This window comes from Cupriavidus sp. 01L46 (genome assembly GCF_056399905.1).
Window position 1 is genome coordinate 1 of the sequence record NZ_JBFTSF010000140.1, and the last position, 15,790, is coordinate 15,790.

Here is a 15,790-nt window from a genome sequence, read left to right on the forward strand (position 1 = left end):
GAAGTGCATTGTGCACGGCGCCGGCGGCAGCTTGCTCGAGCATCTGAAGGAGCATCGGCTGCACTGCGACCTGCGGCCCGGCGATCGATTGTACTTTCACACCACCTGCGCGTGGATGATGTGGAACTGGCAGTTGTCGGCGCTCGCGTCCGGGGCCGAGATCGTTACGTATGACGGTCCGATCTCGACGGTCGATGCGTTGTGGCGTCTCGTCGCCGACGAGCGCGTCACCGTGTTCGGCACAAGTCCCGCTTACCTGAAGATGTGCGAGGACGCGGGCCTGGTGCCAGGGCAGCAATTTGATCTCGGCGCACTACGCGCGATGATGTCGACGGGTGCGGTGCTGTTCGACGCGCAGTTCGAATGGGTGCGCGATCACGTGAAGCCGCTGCCCCTGCAGTCGATCTCGGGCGGCACGGATATTCTCGGCTGCTTTGTGCTGGGGAATCCGAACCTGCCGATCTATGCGGGGGAAGCCCAATGCAAGAGCCTCGCGCTCGATGTTCAGGCGTGGGAACAGGGTGCCCGCACCAGCCGAATCGGCGAGCTGGTCTGCGCGAATCCGTTTCCTTCACGTCCGCTCGGTTTTTTTGGCGACACGGACGGCAAGGCGTTTCACGCTGCCTATTTCACCAGCAACAAAGGTGTCTGGACGCACGGCGATCGCATCGAATTTTCGCCGGAAGGCACCGCGCGGCTGCATGGCCGTTCCGATGGCGTCCTGAATGTTCGCGGCGTCAACGTCGGTCCGGGCGAAATCTATCGTGTGCTGAGCGATATCCGGGACATTCGCGACGCGCTGGTGGTCGAGCAGCGGTCACGCGCCACGCCGCCAGCTGGCACGCACGCGGAAAGGTACGACCAGCGCATCGTGCTGCTGCTGGTCTTGCACGATGGCGTCGCACTGACTGGCGCGCTGGCCGCCCGAGTGCGCCGCGACCTCGCACGTCGTGCCTCGCGATCGCACGTGCCGGACCGGATCATCGCCGTCGATGCGTTGCCGGTCACGTATAACGGCAAGCTGTCCGAAGCAGCCGCGCGCAATGCGGTCAACGGCTTGCCGGTCGGCAATGCCGCGGCGTTACGCAATCCTGGATGCCTCGACGCGATCCGGAACCATCCGGCACTGAACCTTGCGGCGCGCGAATTGCCAGCCGTTGGCGAGTCGCGCGAACAACTGGAACGTCATTTGCAGGTGTTGTGGGAGAAACTGTTCGACTTCGCACCGATCGGTCGCGACGACAACTTCTTCGACCTGGGTGGTCATTCGCTGCTCGCAGCGCGCTTGCTTGCCGACGTGCATCAGTCGACCGGGCGCACGATTCCACTCGCGACGCTGCTGATCGCGCCGACGATCGCGCGCCTCGCCGCAGCGATCGACGAGGGTGCACCGCAGCCGCCGTCGCCGATCCTCGTGCCCGTGCGCGCCGGCACCGGGACGCCGCTATTCCTCGTGCATGGCTTGAGCGGCTCGGTGATGGAATGCTGGGGGCTGGTCTGCGCGCTGCGTAGTCCGCGTCCGGTCTATGGACTGCAGGCACGAGGCCTTGATGGCGAGCAGCCGACACAGCGGTGCGTCGAAGACATGGCGGCCAGCTACATCGAACAGATGCGCACCGTGCAGCCCGACGGACCGTACGCGCTGGCCGGCTACTCGTTCGGCGGACTGGTCGCCCTTGAGATTGCGCAACAGCTGATGCGCGCTGGCGAGCACATCGATTTCCTGTGCCTGCTCGATACCTATGTGCACGAGCATTTCCTGCCATGGAGTGCTTGGATGCGGTACTGCTGCAGCAATTCGAGCTACCAGTGGCGCAGGCTGCGCGCGGTGCCTGCGTCGCAGCTTTTCGGTTATCTGACGTACATGCTTGGGAAGGCGGCCAATCGCGTGGGAATGAGCCTCGGGCGCATGACGCGCCGGCCGGACGCCTACACCGAATCGTTCCCGCCTGCGCTTTGGCGCGTGCGCGAAGCGATGAGACAAGCAACGACGACCTACCGACCGCAGCCGTATCACGCGGGCCCGATTGTCTATGTGCGCGCGGCGATTCGACATCAGGATTGGGGCGATCCGATATCGCTATGGCGGCGTGTCGCGCGCGGCGGCTTGATGATTGCAGAAGTGCCTAGCGACCATGCCGATATGCTCGTCGAACCGAATTTGCAGGTCATAGCGGCGCTACTGGACGAGGGGTTGGCAAACGCATGACGCGGCAGGTGTGTTTCATGAGGCGCCGCAAGGCGTGAGCTGGGATCGAACGGCATGCAGCACGATCTTGTCACCGCACGCAACGCGGGGCGTACCGCGTCGCCTTTATTGCCTGATCCGAGCCACCTCTCGTTGCCGGATAGCGCCGTGCACGTGTGGGTGCTGAATGACTATCTTATCGAACCAGCATGTTCGACGCTCGCCCACGCGCTTTCGCCGGATGAGCGACAGCGTGCCCGAGCCTACAGACATGAGAGGAATCGCAACGCCTTCATTGCCCGTCGGAGCCTTCTCCGCTGGCTGATCGGCGGCTATCTGACCTGCAGACCCGAATCCCTGCGCTTTTGTGCTACGCCGTTCGGCAAGCCCGTCTTGCAGTGGCCGCACGCCGCAAAGCTCGCATTCAGTGTTTCCCACACTGACGGGATGACGCTGCTCGCTTTCGCATGGGATTGCCGCGTCGGCGTGGATGTGGAGCGATGGATTGACGGCCTAGACATTGCGGGCATTGGACGCGGGATTTTCTCTCCGATCGAGGAGGAGGCGCTTGAGCCGGCGCGACCCGATTCGGCCGCCACCGTGCTCAGTATCTGGACCCGCAAGGAAGCTCTGCTGAAGGCGCTCGGCATGGGTCTCTCCGGCGAGCCGAATGCCTATACGACAGAAGACGATTTGCAAATCGGCGAGGGCCGCTGGCGTGCTTCGCATCACGGCACAGCCATTTCCGGCTGGACGTGTCTCGATCTCGTCCTCGGGCCGGAAGTCCGCGCAGCGCTAGCCGTGTCGCTAAAAGCTGCAAGCGTCACCTTTCATCGTTGCTCGTTATCGACTTGGGCAATCAGCTGACAAATTCGACGGCCATGCTAGCACCGGCTAGGACAGGCGCGCGATCTCCTCCAGCAGTGCCGCCTCCATCGCCTCGATCGGCGCGCGTGCGCAGCCGGTGTAGAACTCGACCTGGGCGCAGGCCTGGTGCAGCATCATGCGCGTGCCGTCGATGGTGCGGCAGCCAAGCGCGGCGGCATCCCGGATCAGCTTGCTCCTGACCGGGATAAAGGCAGCGTCCATGACGATCAGGTGGGCGGCGAGCTGCCCGGCCACGGGGTTGACATCGGGTGCGCGAAAGCCGGCGGCCGTCGCGTTGGCGAGCATGTCGAAGTCTGCCTCCTGGAAGTCGGACAACGCGCCGCCAAAGCGCAGGCCAAGCGACGCGGCCAGTTCCTCACCGCGCGCCGCGGTGCGGTTGAATACGGTCACGGYGGCGCCGGCCTCGCGCAATCCATAGGCCATGGCCCTTGCCGCGCCACCCGCGCCCAGCAGCGCGATGCGCTTGCCCGGCAGCTCGGTCACCTCCTGGAAGGCACGCACGGCGCCGATGCAATCGGTGTTGTAGCCGGTCAGCACCCCATCGACATTGTTGATGGTATTGACCGCGCCGATGGCGCGCGCGGTCTCGTCGAGGTGGTCGAGGTGAGGGATCACGGCCTGCTTGTGCGGCATCGACACATTCATGCCGCGCACGCCCAGCGCGCGGATCGATTGCACGGCGCCGGGCACGTCCTGCACGCCGAAGCAGACGAAGGTGTAGTCGATCTCCAGCGCCCGGTAAGCCGCATTGTGGATGCGCACATTGAAGGTGAAAGGCTCGCCCATGATCGAGCCGCACAGCGTGGGAATGGAACGGGGCATTGYGGATGGTCCTTGCGGTGAAATCGGGTGGCGGTCCGGCTGGCCTAAGCGGCCATGGCTGTCAGGTCGAAGCGCGCGGCGGGTGGCCGGCCGGCCAGCGCGTCCAACAGGTTGCGCGTGGCCAGTTCCGCCATGGCGCGGCGGGTTTCATGCGTGGCTGAGCCGATATGGGGCAGGGCGGTCACCCGCGGATGGCAGCGCAGCGGCGAATCCTGCGGCAGCGGTTCGGTGGCGAAGACATCGAGCCCGGCGGCGCGCAGGTGGCCGCCGTCGAGCGCCGCGAGCAGCGCGTCTTCCTGCACGATCTGGCCGCGGGCGCCGTTGACAAAGATGGCCCCCGGTTTCATCAGCGCGAATTCGCGCTGCCCCATCAAGCCACGTGTGCTCTCGGTCAGCGGCAGCGTGACGGCGACGATATCGGCGCGCCGCAAGGCGTCGTCGAGTTCCGTGCGGGTGGCGCGCCCCACGAGATCGGGTGGTTCGGCGGCAGTCTCGTTGACGTAGAGCACCTCCATGCCGAAGCCAAGCGCCGCGCGGCGTGCCACCGCCTGGCCAATGCGCCCGAAACCGAGGATCGCCAGGGTCTTGCCGTGCACGTCCCAGCCGAACAGGTTTTCACCGATATTGGCAGCCCAGCGGCCTTCGCGCACATGCGCGGCGAGCTCGATCAGGCGGCGGCTGGCCGCCATGATGAGCGCGAAGACCGTGTCGGCGGTGGTTTCGGTGAGTACGCCGGGCGTATGGCAGAGCGCAATGCCACGCTGGCGCAGGCAGGCGAGGTCATAGTTGTCGACCCCCACCGAAATGCTCGAGATCACTTCCAGCTGGCCGGCTTCTGCCAGTTCGGCCGCGCCTAGCTTGACGCTGGAGCCGATCAGGCCGTGCGCGTTGGCCAGCGCGGCGCGAAAGGCCGGCCGTTGCGCCGGCTGGCGCGGGTCGGCGACGATCACGTCATGCTCCGATTCGATCCGGGCGAGCAGGTCGGGCGGAATGGGACGGAACACCAGTACATTCTTGCGCATGGGAAATCCTTGCTGTGACTTCACAGGTTGCTGGCCGCCAGCAGGGCATGGGTGGGCAGGCCTTCGGTATCGCCGCGCACTTGCACCGCCCGCGCGCCGATCCATGCGCCGCGCCGGACGGCGTCGGCCACCGGCCGGCCTTCCAGCAGCGCGCTGATGACGCCCACGGCAAAGCCGTCTCCTGCGCCGACGGTGTCGACGACACGCTCGACGCTGAACGCCGGCACATGGCCGGTGCCGGCTTCGCCATCGAAGTAGGCGCCTTCAGCGCCCAGCTTCACGACTACCAGCCTGGCGCCGCGCCCACGGTAAAAGGCGGCGATGCGTTCGGGCTCGGCATGGCCGGTCAGGAAGCGGCCTTCCTCGATGCCGGGCAGCACCCAGTCGCACTGTTGGGCCAGGCCGTTCAGCGTCTCGCGCATCAACTCGGGCGTGGCCCACAACGCGGGGCGCAGATTGGGATCGAACGAGATCGTGCGGCCGGCAGCCCGCATGGTGGAGATGGCCTGGCGCGTGGCGGCCTGCGTGCCTTCGGCCAGCGCGGGGAATACGCCGGTGACGTGCAGGTGGCGTGCGYGCCGTAGCCACCGCTCGTCCAGATGCCCCGGGTTCATGCGGCTTGCGGCCGATCCGCGGCGGTGATATTCCACGGGCGGATCGCTGCCGTCGTCGACCMGTCCCTTGAACTRGAAGCCGGTGCGCTCGCCGGGCTCGCACACCACCTGGCTGCAGTCCACGCCTTCTCGGCGCATTTCACCGAGCAGGTAGCGCGCCATCGAATCATCGCCGAGGCGGCTGGCCCATCCGACCTTCAGGCCCAGGCGCGACAGGCCGATGGCCACATTGGTCTCGGCGCCCGCGGTGCGTTTGTGGAAGGTCTGCACGCCTTCGAGCGGCCCGGCTTCACCGGCCACCAGCATCAGCATGGCCTCGCCCAGCGTCACCACATCCAGATCGGGGCTCATGCGGGAATCTCCACCGAACGCAGCAGGTCGACATGCTTGCGCGTGACCTGCACCAGGTCTTCCCCTTGCAGCGGGAACTCGATGGCACGCGCAACGTCGGCGGGCAGGCGGCGCAATACGCTGCGCCATGGCGCAGCCGATTGATCCAGCGGTACCGCAATCCACTTGGCAGGCGTGCGCAGCACGCCTTTGCAGTGCACGTAGCCCACCTGGGCGGCGAAGACCTGCGCGGCGTCGAGCGGATCTTCGCCCGTCCAGTGCCAGTTGCCCATATCGAAGGTCATCGGCACCGTCTTGCCGAGTGCCGTGGCACGCGCGAAGAAGTCGCGCAGCGGGGGTACGGTGCCGGCGCTGGCGGTCTGGTCGTTCTCCACGACGAGTTCGATGCCGCCGTGCCGCAGCCACGGGAGCAACCCGTCAAGCGCAGTGCCTTCGCGGTAGCCACCCAGCGACATCTTGACCCGGCCGGCGCCGAGCGCCAGCGCGGTCGTGAAGGCGCGGTCGAGCGCGGCGAGGTCGAGGCTGCCGGTTTCGCTCCAGAGCCCCTCCGGGCTCGACCAGACCACGGCCAGCCCGTGCTGTTCGGCGACTTCGCGCTGTTCCCTGACTTCATCCTTGTGTCCGCGCTGGAGTTCGCCGCGGTATTCCACGCCGTCGGCGCCGGCCGCTGCGGCAATCCGCGCCAGCGCCGCCTGCCCGTCGCGCTGGGCCAGGTCCGCGCCATAGGCCGTGAGCGAGATCAGCACCGGCGGCCGGGAGGAACCATCTTGTCGCCGCTGGGTCATTTCAGGGCTCCCGCGCTGAGGAATTGCTGTAGCTCCGGTGTCCGTGGCTGCGCGAACAGCGCCTTTGACGGGCCCGCCTCGTGCACCTTGCCCTGGTGCATGAAGATGGTGGTATGTGCCATGCGGCGCGCGAACTCCATCTCATGCGTCACCAGCACCATGGTCATGCCGGAAGCGGCCAGGTTTTCCATGACGCGCAGCACCTCCGCCGTCAGCTCCGGATCGAGCGCGGAGGTCACCTCGTCGAACAGCATCACCTTGGGTTCCATCGCCAGCGAACGGGCGATGGCCACGCGCTGCTGCTGGCCGCCCGAGAGCTGCTCGGGGTAGCAGTCCTTCTTGTCCAGCAGGCCGACCTGGGCCAGCACCTGGTCGACGATGCCGTCGATCTTGCCCGTGGCCATCTTCTTGACGATGGAAGGCGCCAGCGCAATGTTCTCGCCCACCGTCAGGTGCGGAAAGAGGTTGTAGCTCTGGAACACCATGCCCACGTCGCGGCGCAGGTCGAGCAGCCGCTTCCGGTCGTGATCCAGCTTGTGCCCGGCGACCGTGATATTGCCGGCATTAATGGCCTCCAGGCCGTTCAGGCAGCGCAGCATGGTGCTCTTGCCGGAGCCGCTGCGGCCGATGATGGCGACCACCTGGCCCGGCTCGATGGCAAACGATACGCCCTTCAGGACTTCGACGGGGCCATAGGATTTGTGCACGCCTTGTGCTTCAACGATGGGCATGGAGACTCCTTTCCATGCGCCTGGCTGCCGAAGAAAGCGGGAAGCAAAGCGCGAAGTAGATAAGTGCGACGACGACGAAGACCGCGAAGGGCTGGAAGGTCGCGTTGTTGATCAGCTGGCCGGCGCGGGTGAGTTCGATKACGCCGATGATGGAAGTGATCGAGGTGTTCTTGACCAGCTGGACCGAGAAGCCCACCGTGGGCGGCAGGGCTAGCCGCACGGCCTGCGGCAGCACGACATGGCGCAGTTGCTGCCAGCGGGTGAGGGCGAGCGCCTCGCTGGCCTCCCACTGCCCTTGCGGCACGGCCTCGATGCAGCCCCGCCAGATCTCGCCAAGATAAGCGCTGGCGTAGATCGACATCGCCAACATGGCCGCCACCATCGGCGACAGCTTGAGCCCAAGCACGGAGAGGCCGTAGTAGCTCAGGAACAGCACGATCAGCACCGGCGTACCTTGCACGATCTGGATATAGACCGTGCTGGCGAGGCGCAGCAGGACGTTTCTGGAGGTCCGCCCCAGCGCCACCAGGAAGCCGGCCAGCGTGCCGCCGACGAAGGCCAGCAAGGTCACCCACAGCGTCCAGCGTGCCGCCAGGAGCAGGATTTCAAGATGATTCCAGGAGAACTCGGTGATCATTTCGCGCTCCCTGCCACCGCCGGCGTCAGCGCCGCATGCGCCAGGGGCGCAACGCGGGCAGTGCGCGCGGCGCGCCTGGCGCGCGCCACCACGCGGCGCCGCCTGAACACCAGATTGCCGATCAGGGCAAACATGGCGCGCAGCAGCAGTGCCAGCCCGATGTAGATGAACATGACAAGGATGTAGCTCTCGAAGGTGCGGAAGGTCTGCGAATCGATCTGGCTGGCGACCGCCGTCAGCTCTTCCACCGAGATCGCCGACACCACGCTCGAAGTCAGCATCATCAGCGTGAACTGGCTGGTCAGCGCCGGATAGACCTTCTCGAACGCCGGCACCAGGGCGACATGGCGGATCAGCTGCCAGCGCGTCATGCCTAGCGCGGCGGCGGCTTCGAGCTGCGAACGGTGAACCGCCTGCAAGCCGGCCCGGATGATCTCGGTCGAGTAGGCGCCGAGGTTGACCGTCATGGCAATCACCGCGGCGGTGATGGCATCGATCTGCAGGCCGATGGTAGGCAAGCCGAAGAAGATGATGAAGAGCTGGATCAGGAAGGGCGTGTTGCGGATGGCCTCGACGTATGCCCTGGCGGCGCGCTGGAGCCAGGGGCCGCCAAATGCTGCCGCGATGGCGCCGGCGGTACCGACCAGGGTGCCAAGCAGGATCGAGCCGAAGCTGAGCGCCAGCGTCATGGCCGCACCCTGCGCAAAGCGATCCAGCTGCGACAGCACCGGGTTCCATTCAAATTGATAGTTCATGCGGGTCTCCTGGCGCGCCGGCTGGCGCTGGCGCGCAACGTCGGACTTGCCGGGGTCAGAACGTTTGCAGCGTGGGCAGCGCCTTGCCGGTCCACTTCTGCGCAATGGCGTCGAGTTCGCCATTGAGCTTGACGTAGGCGATGGTGGTGTTGAGCCACTGGCGCAGCTCGAAGGCGTCCTTGCGCACGGCCATCGAGTTCGGTTGTACCGAGAACGCGAACTTGGCATCGAACTTGCCGGCGCCGCGCGCCTTCATGATCTCGTTGCCGGTGGTGCTGGGCAGGGCAATGGCTTCGACCTGGTTGCTGATCAGCGCCTGCGCACAGGTGGCGTCGTCCTCGAAGCGGACGATGCTCATGCCGGGCACCGCCAGGCGGGTCAGTGCCGTGTCTTGCGTGGTGCCGCGCGTCACGCCAACCTTCCTCTTCCCAAGCTCAGCCAGCTTGGCGTACTTGGCCGCGACCGGCGCGAAGATGGTCAGCTCGAACGCGCTGTAGGGCGAGCTGAACATGATGGCGCGTGCCCGCTCGGGCGTCGGCGCCAGGGTGGCGACCAGGAAATCGACCTTGCCGGCTTCCAGCGCCGGAATGCGGCTGGGAGAGGTGAGCGGCACGATATCGACCGGCACGCCGAGGTACTTGCCCAACAGGTTGGCCACGTCGACATCGTAGCCGGCGGGCTTGCCGGTGGCATCCGTGGTGCCGAAGGGCGGCGCGCCCGTCACCACGCCGATGGTGACCTTGCCCCTCTTGACGATCTCGGCGACGGTCTGTGCCTGGACGCCGGCCGAGGCGCTGGCCAGGACCAGCAGCGTGAGCACGGGCGCGGCAATCTGGCGCAACAAGCGGTGGATATTCATCAATGTCTCCTGCACGTTCTGTGGAATGTGTCGCTGGCGTCGCAGCGCTCGGCAAGTACGGTTCTGAAACCGGTTTCAGGATTATAGGAAACCGGTTTCAGAACTCCAGCAGTGGAAACCCTTACGGATGAAATTGGGGGATGGAGCGGGGGAGGGGGAGTAACAGCCGTCGCCATCGCGATCGGCTTTGGCGTACCGGCCGGCTCCGTCCAAAGCCGCTGGTTTGCGCCCCTCTCCCGCCTGCGGGAGAGGGGACGGGGGAGAGGGTGGGCGCTCGTTACGCCGTTGCGTTGCCAGGAACCACTTGCGGGTTCCTGTCAGCCGCGGCGCGTCGACCCGCGCTTGACCAGGGTGCCGGGCAACAGGACCTGGCGCGGCGCGAGCTGCGCGCCTTGCAGGCGCTCGATCAGGCAGTTGGTGGCGGCGCGCCCGATGTCGTCGGTTGGCTGGGAAATCGTGCTCAGGCCGGGGCCGACCAGGGCAGCCCATTCCGGATCGTCGAACCCGATCAGGCCGAGGTCGGTGCCGAGCTGCCACCCCAGCCTGGCGGCGGCGGCGGCCACGCGCAGCGAGATCACCGCATTGGCCGCCAGCACGGCGATGGGTGCTTTGCCGGCCCCCTGGCGCAGGGCGCGCAGCGCTTCGTCCAGGGCGTCGTCGTCGCCGGCACGGGCTTCGAAAACGCTGCCACCAAGCGAGTCCGCATGCTCCGCGATGAAGTGCTGGAAGGCCCGGGCCCGCTCGTTGCGCGAGCTGATGGCCTTGATCGGCTCGCTGATGAACAGCAGGCGCCGGTAGCCGGCTTCGAGCAGGTGGCCGGCAGCCTCATGGACCGCGGAAAGGTTATCCAGGGCCACCAGGTCGACTTCCGCGTCGCCGACCTTGCGGTCGACCAGCACGACTGGCTTGCCCAGTTGCGCGGCATCGGCAAGGGCGCCGGCGTCGTGGCCCAGCGTGTGCAGGATGAAGCCCTCGACCCGGTAAGCCGACAGCGAGCGAATGGCTTCGCGCTCCAGTTGCTCGTCATTGCCCAGGTTGAACAGCATCACCATATAGCCCGCGTCGCGGCAGGCCTTCTCCACACCACGCAGCACGGCCACCGAGAACGAATTGGAAACGTCCGCCACCACCAGCCCGATCAGGCGCGACTTGCCGCGCTTGAGCGCTTGCGCCATGGGACTCGGGCTATAGCCCAGCGCGCGCACCGCCGCGGCCACGCGCGCCTCCACGTCGGCGGACAACTGCTCGCCGCCCCGGTTCAGGTAGCGCGACACCGTGGCTTTCGAGACGCCCGCATAGTCGGCAACGTCCTGGATGGTGAGTTTCTCTGCGGGCTTCAGGTTGGACTTGGCTTGTGTCACAGGGCGTGGCATGGAAAGTCGGTCTCGGTGAAACCAGTTTCAGGATTATGCATCGTGCGTACCCGACTTGCCAGCACCCCGGGGGCCGGGCGCGAATGCGGCCAGGCCATTGCGCAGATCCGCCAGGTCGTGGCGGGCATGCCGATCGTGTTTGCGCCGCGCTGTGCGTCACGCAGAACGCGTACCCGCGCTGTGCCCAAGAGGCTCAGGCCGCACCTGCGCGATAATGGCGGCCTTGCTATCAAAGTGAAGGACAGAAGGCGTAATGGATCAGCATTTCACCGCGCAGCTCGAAGCCGCCCAGCGCCACTTCGACGCTGGCCAGCTGGACGCGGCAGCGCAGTTGCTTGAGGAAGTCATCGACACGGACTCGCATCACGGCGATGCCCTGGAAGGGCTGGCCTACATCGCTGCGCGCAAGCAAAGCCCCGCGGCCGCCGCCGGATACTTCGACCGCGCCCTGGCTGTCCTGCCTGCCTGCCCGCAGCGCTGCCATGCCGCTGGCCTGGTTCACCAGGCCGCCGGCAACCATGCGCGTGCCATTGCACTGCTGGAGCAGGCCATCGGGCTGGCCCCGCGCCAACTGCCGTCCCTGCACGCAGCGGCGATGTCGCTGTCCGCGCTGGGCGAGCACGGGCGCACGCTGGCACTGCTCAAGCGCGCCGCCGCCCTCAGCCCGGGGTCCTGGGAGATCCACTACAACATGGGCCGCGCCCTGGGCCTGCTGGACCAGTACGATGCCGAGATGGCGGCGTACCGGCGCGCGATCGAGCTCAAGCCGGATTGCGCCGACGCCTACAACAACCTCGGTGTCGCGCTGGGCGAGTCGCATCGCTTCGATGAAGCGCTGCGCATGTTCAAGAAGGCCATACAGATCGCCCCGAACAATCCCGGCGCGCGCGCCAACCGGGCTGGCACCAACCTGTTGCTAGGCGAGTTCGAGCATGGGTGGCGCGAATACGAATGCCGCTGGTACAACGGGACCCAGCGGCCGCACGGCCTCGGGGAGAACCTCTGGCTCGGCGAGCCGCCGCTTGCCGGCAAGACGCTGCTGCTGCACTGCGAGCAAGGCTTTGGCGATACGCTGCAGTTCGTGCGCTACATCCCGTTGCTGGCGGGCACCGGCGCGCGGATCGTGCTGCGCGTGCAGGAGCCGCTGCGTGCCTTGCTGGCGGATTTTCCAGGGGTCGGCGCGGTGATCGGCAAGAACGAGGCGGTGCCGGCGTTCGACTATCACTGCCCCTTGCTGAGCCTGCCGTACGCACTCTGGAAGGTGACCACCGCCATCCCCGCGGCCACGCCGTACCTGCACGCGGATGCCGCGCGCCGCGCCAGGTGGGCAGCCTGGCTCGGCGAGGACACGCGCCGCCCGCGCGTTGGCGTGGTGTGGAGCGGCAGCCCCACGCACCTCAACGACCGCAAGCGGTCGATATCCCTGCGCGACCTGGCTCCGTTGTTCGAGGCCGATGCMACGTTCGTCTCGCTGCAGAAGGACGTCAGGGCATCCGATCGCGACGCCTTGCGCGCGCTGCCCGCGATGCGCGACCCCTCGCCGCAGCTGGAAACGTTCTGGGACACCGCCGCCCTGATCGCCGAGCTCGACCTGGTGATCTGCGTCGACACGGCGGTGGCGCACCTGGCCGGCGCATTGGGCAAGCCGGTGTGGATCCTGGTGCCGTTCACCCCGGACTGGCGCTGGCAGCTTGCCCGCACGGACAGCCCCTGGTATCCGACCGCGCGGCTGTTCCGCCAGCCGGCCAGGGACGACTGGCGCACGGCCATCATGGCGGTGAGGACGGCGCTACAGGACTTCACGGGCATGCATTGATTATCTGATTCCTTGTCAAACGGAGTGAGGCAACATGGAATATGGAACGCCGTCGCTGGACATGCGCCTTGCGCATCTGCTGGCGGACAAATCCGTCACCGGCGCCTGCCTGGCGCACGTGCGCCAGGACTCGGTCGAGGTGGCTGCCGCTGGGGTGAGGAACCAGGACACCGCCGAGCCGGTGGATGCCAGCACTGTGTTCGGCGCGGCCTCGCTCACCAAGCCGATCGTCTCGTACGCCTTGCTGCAGCTTGTCGACGCCGGCGTGCTGGATCTTGACGAGCCGCTGTCGCGCTCGGCCCAGCCGATCGTGCCGGACGATGCGGCCTCGGCGCGCATCACCATGCGCCACGTGCTCACGCATACCTGTGGCCTGCAGAACCTGCGCGACAAGAATCCGCTGCGGCTGCACTTTCCTCCTGGCGCATGGTTCAGCTACTCCAGCCTGGGGTTCATCTTTCTGCAGTCCGCCGTTGAGGCAAAAACAGGGGAAACCCTGGAAGCGATCCTGCGGCGCCTGGTGTTCGAGCCACTCGGGATGCGCTCATCGAGCCTGGAGTGGCAGGATCGGTTCCTCGCGAATGCGGCCAACCCGCATGAGGCGGCGCAGCGGCTCGACGTGCATCGCCCGCCAGCGGCGAGCGCCTCCTATTCGCTGCAAACCACGGCAGGCGACTACGGTGCTTTTGTTGCCGCCGTGCTCCGGGGCGACGGGCTCCGTGCATCGACCTGGCAACAATGGCTGACGGCGAGCGTCATGGTGCCGAAGGGAGAGATCGTCTACCTCGATGGCGCGCCGGCTGCCACGGAGCCTGACATTGGCTGGGGGCTGGGGTGGGGCGTCGAGCCCAGCCGGGGCACGTTCTTCCAGTGGGGCAAGATGCAAGGCGTGAGGGCATTCGTGATGGGCAGCACCGAGCTGCGCTCGGGCGTCGTGCTGCTCACCAACAGCAACACCGGCCTGCGGCTGATGGAGGATGCCACCCGCGCGGCACTGCCCGGAGAACACCCTGCGATTCGTTGGCTTGCGCACGGGGTCAGCGAGTAGACGCAGGCGGTGGCGAGCCGCAATGGCGCCGGCGCGGGTTCCCCGTGGATTCGATCGCGAAACTGGTCGTGGCGGCAAACGCCGCAAACGGGTGGATGCCGGCGCCGCCGGTGGAGTGAGGGGGCGTGCGTGGCGGTGCCTGGCGCGGGATCCGCGGGATCCCTATCTGAGCTACCTGAATCCCGCCGCGCGCCAGGGGGCATGGTGCTGGAGCCTTGCTTGTTCGCGCTGTAGCAGCGGCGCATAGCCATGCAATTCCTGCGGCGCGATGTCGTAGGCGCGGCGGAATGCGCGCGTAAAGCTCGATGCATTGTTGAACCCGAGCCCGGAGGCAATGTCCTGCACCGCCATATTGGGAAAGCGCACCAGTTCATCGGCCGCCACCCGCAGCCTGCGGCTACGGATATAAGCGGCCAGGCCACCCTCATGCATGAATAGACGGTACACGCTGGCGCGCGACAGATGCAGCGACTGCAACACGCTGTCAGGGGTCAGGCCGGGGTCATGCAGATTGGCCTCGACATAGCGCCGCACCTGTCCGTACACGGCGGCCCGCACCGCTGCGCGGGCGTTGCCGGAGAGCCCCGCTTGCCGGCTGAACACCGCGGCCAGCAGTTCGATCGCGGTGCGAAAGGACCGGTCGGCTTCCTCTTTGCTCAGGCCCACGATTTGTCGATTCAGTGCCACCAGATGCGAGATCAGCACGCGCATCAGCGGTGTGGTGGTCTGAACCAGGCGCCCATGCAGCGAGGCGGCGTCGGGGAAGGCCATCTCCACCAAGGCACGCGGCACAAAGAACAGCAGCATGCGGCCTTGAAAACTCCGGATAGTGCACGGCTGGTCCATGTCCAGCGCGAGGATGCTTGGCAAGCCGGGCCGCTGCGGCGCGCCGAGTCCCGGCTTGCCGCCCAGGAATTGGGCGGGCGCGCCTTCCAGGAACACGCTGAAGGTAATGTCGCGAATGTTCTCCGTCGACACGCGTCCCAACGAGCGCTCGGCCACATTGGGGCTGGTGCGGATGTCGAAGAAGCTCAGATCGTCGATGGTGTAGCGAGACAGCGAGGCCTCKAACGTCTGCTCGCCTTGCGCCGTGGCAGGCCGGATGTCGTAGACCGGGCTCATCCGCTCCTGCCAGGCCAGCAAGCTCTGGCCGGCGTCGCCTTGCACGCTGAAAGTGCTGTGCGCGATGCCCGGCGCGAGCATCGGCGGCTGCGGCGGCAACAACAGCCGGCTTAGCGGCATGCGCGCGGGCAAGAGGTTGTGCGTGCAGGGGTACGCAAGGCTGATTTCCGTCCAGATGTGCCCGCCCGGTGCCGGAGGATTGTCGATTGAGCGCTAGCACACCCCGTGTGGGCTATTAGGCGGCCAAGAGCATAACTTGTCCGGGCCGCCCAGACTAGGGGGGTACCGCTGGGGAAAACCCGGATGCGCGAACCCGGGGCGCGGCCACGCCGTTGCGACGGATCCGGGCAGTGCCTCGCATCAACCTGCCCGCCGCCGGCATGAAGCCCATCATTCAGCCCGTTGTTCCCGGGGTGTCCTCATTCCTCGATCTCGCTGCGCACCATCAGCACCGGCTTGTTGCTCTTGTGCACCACGCCTTCGGACACGCTGCCCATGACCAGGCGCCGCAAGCCGCTGCGGCCATGCGTGCCGACAACGATCAGGTCCGCATTCCAGCGGTCGGCTTGCTCCACGATCGTGGTGGAGATCTGTCCGGGGGAAACGGGCTTCTCGAGGATCAGCGTGGTATGCGGGATGCCGGCATCCGCCAGGCGCGTGGCGGCCGCTGCCAGTGCATCGCGTCCCGCGGCGAGGATGGCTTCCATCAGTTTGCGCGGGTCGTAGCTGCCCGCGGTGAAGAAGACATCGTTGTCGTCCGCCACGAAGAGCACTTTTAC

At 66.6% G+C, this 15,790-nt stretch carries 15 protein-coding genes; 4 read left to right on the plus strand and 11 right to left on the minus strand.

Annotated elements, in window-relative coordinates; all coding sequences use genetic code 11:
* Both AC1DS3_RS22810 and AC1DS3_RS22815 read left to right on the plus strand, forming a co-directional pair.
* On the plus strand, positions 1 to 2,209 hold a 2,209-nt coding region (locus tag AC1DS3_RS22810; protein WP_477128004.1), incomplete at its 5' end, for a non-ribosomal peptide synthetase.
* 54 nt (positions 2,210 to 2,263) lie between these two features.
* On the plus strand, positions 2,264 to 3,055 hold the full coding sequence (locus AC1DS3_RS22815; protein WP_441631972.1) for a 4'-phosphopantetheinyl transferase family protein: 792 nt from the start codon (positions 2,264 to 2,266) through the stop codon (positions 3,053 to 3,055).
* A gap of 27 nt (positions 3,056 to 3,082) precedes the next feature.
* Here the strand turns inward: AC1DS3_RS22815 and AC1DS3_RS22820 are convergent, their stop codons facing one another.
* From AC1DS3_RS22820 to AC1DS3_RS22860, 9 genes are all read right to left on the minus strand, one after another.
* The gene (locus AC1DS3_RS22820; RefSeq protein ID WP_477128005.1) at positions 3,083 to 3,898 is read right to left on the minus strand and encodes a shikimate dehydrogenase family protein; all 816 of its coding nucleotides are present in this window, start codon (positions 3,896 to 3,898) and stop codon (positions 3,083 to 3,085) included.
* Between the two features lie 44 nt (positions 3,899 to 3,942).
* A complete protein-coding gene (locus tag AC1DS3_RS22825) occupies positions 3,943 to 4,920 on the minus strand; it encodes a 2-hydroxyacid dehydrogenase (RefSeq protein ID WP_441631976.1) in 978 nt (325 codons plus the stop codon).
* A 20-nt stretch (positions 4,921 to 4,940) separates the two neighbouring features.
* Positions 4,941 to 5,885, minus strand: coding sequence for a sugar kinase (locus AC1DS3_RS22830; RefSeq protein ID WP_477128006.1), 945 nt, complete (start codon positions 5,883 to 5,885; stop codon positions 4,941 to 4,943).
* Entirely contained in the window at positions 5,882 to 6,670 is a 789-nt protein-coding gene (locus tag AC1DS3_RS22835) for a sugar phosphate isomerase/epimerase family protein (RefSeq protein WP_441631980.1), read from the minus strand. The genes AC1DS3_RS22830 and AC1DS3_RS22835 overlap by 4 nt, the downstream gene beginning before the upstream one ends.
* Positions 6,667 to 7,401 (minus strand): amino acid ABC transporter ATP-binding protein, encoded by a 735-nt coding sequence (locus AC1DS3_RS22840; protein ID WP_441631981.1) that lies wholly within the window; start codon positions 7,399 to 7,401, stop codon positions 6,667 to 6,669. The genes AC1DS3_RS22835 and AC1DS3_RS22840 overlap by 4 nt, the downstream gene beginning before the upstream one ends.
* Complete coding sequence (locus AC1DS3_RS22845) at positions 7,388 to 8,038, minus strand: amino acid ABC transporter permease (protein WP_441631983.1); 651 nt, start codon at positions 8,036 to 8,038, stop codon at positions 7,388 to 7,390. Before AC1DS3_RS22845 ends, AC1DS3_RS22840 begins: the two co-directional genes overlap by 14 nt.
* On the minus strand, positions 8,035 to 8,793 hold the full coding sequence (locus tag AC1DS3_RS22850) for an amino acid ABC transporter permease (RefSeq protein WP_441631985.1): 759 nt from the start codon (positions 8,791 to 8,793) through the stop codon (positions 8,035 to 8,037). The genes AC1DS3_RS22845 and AC1DS3_RS22850 overlap by 4 nt, the downstream gene beginning before the upstream one ends.
* Positions 8,794 to 8,848: 55 nt before the next feature.
* Entirely contained in the window at positions 8,849 to 9,652 is an 804-nt protein-coding gene (locus AC1DS3_RS22855) for a transporter substrate-binding domain-containing protein (RefSeq protein ID WP_441631987.1), read from the minus strand.
* A gap of 317 nt (positions 9,653 to 9,969) precedes the next feature.
* Positions 9,970 to 11,025 carry a LacI family DNA-binding transcriptional regulator gene (locus AC1DS3_RS22860; protein WP_441631989.1) on the minus strand — a complete coding sequence of 352 codons (1,056 nt, stop codon included), beginning with the start codon at positions 11,023 to 11,025 and terminating at the stop codon, positions 9,970 to 9,972.
* Between the two features lie 253 nt (positions 11,026 to 11,278).
* On the opposite strand from AC1DS3_RS22860, the gene AC1DS3_RS22865 reads away from it, so the two are divergent.
* Positions 11,279 to 12,841: a glycosyltransferase family 9 protein gene (locus AC1DS3_RS22865; RefSeq protein ID WP_477109359.1), complete on the plus strand. Its 1,563-nt coding sequence runs from the start codon at positions 11,279 to 11,281 to the stop codon at positions 12,839 to 12,841.
* A 34-nt stretch (positions 12,842 to 12,875) separates the two neighbouring features.
* Positions 12,876 to 13,889, plus strand: a complete 1,014-nt coding sequence (locus AC1DS3_RS22870) for a serine hydrolase domain-containing protein (protein WP_441631993.1) — start codon at positions 12,876 to 12,878, stop codon at positions 13,887 to 13,889.
* Between the two features lie 171 nt (positions 13,890 to 14,060).
* Here AC1DS3_RS22870 and AC1DS3_RS22875 read toward each other — a convergent pair whose 3' ends face one another.
* Both AC1DS3_RS22875 and AC1DS3_RS22880 read right to left on the minus strand, forming a co-directional pair.
* Entirely contained in the window at positions 14,061 to 15,143 is a 1,083-nt protein-coding gene (locus tag AC1DS3_RS22875) for an AraC family transcriptional regulator (protein WP_477128007.1), read from the minus strand.
* 287 nt (positions 15,144 to 15,430) lie between these two features.
* Positions 15,431 to 15,790 (minus strand): universal stress protein (locus AC1DS3_RS22880; protein ID WP_477128008.1); only part of this gene is annotated, 360 nt, incomplete at its 5' end.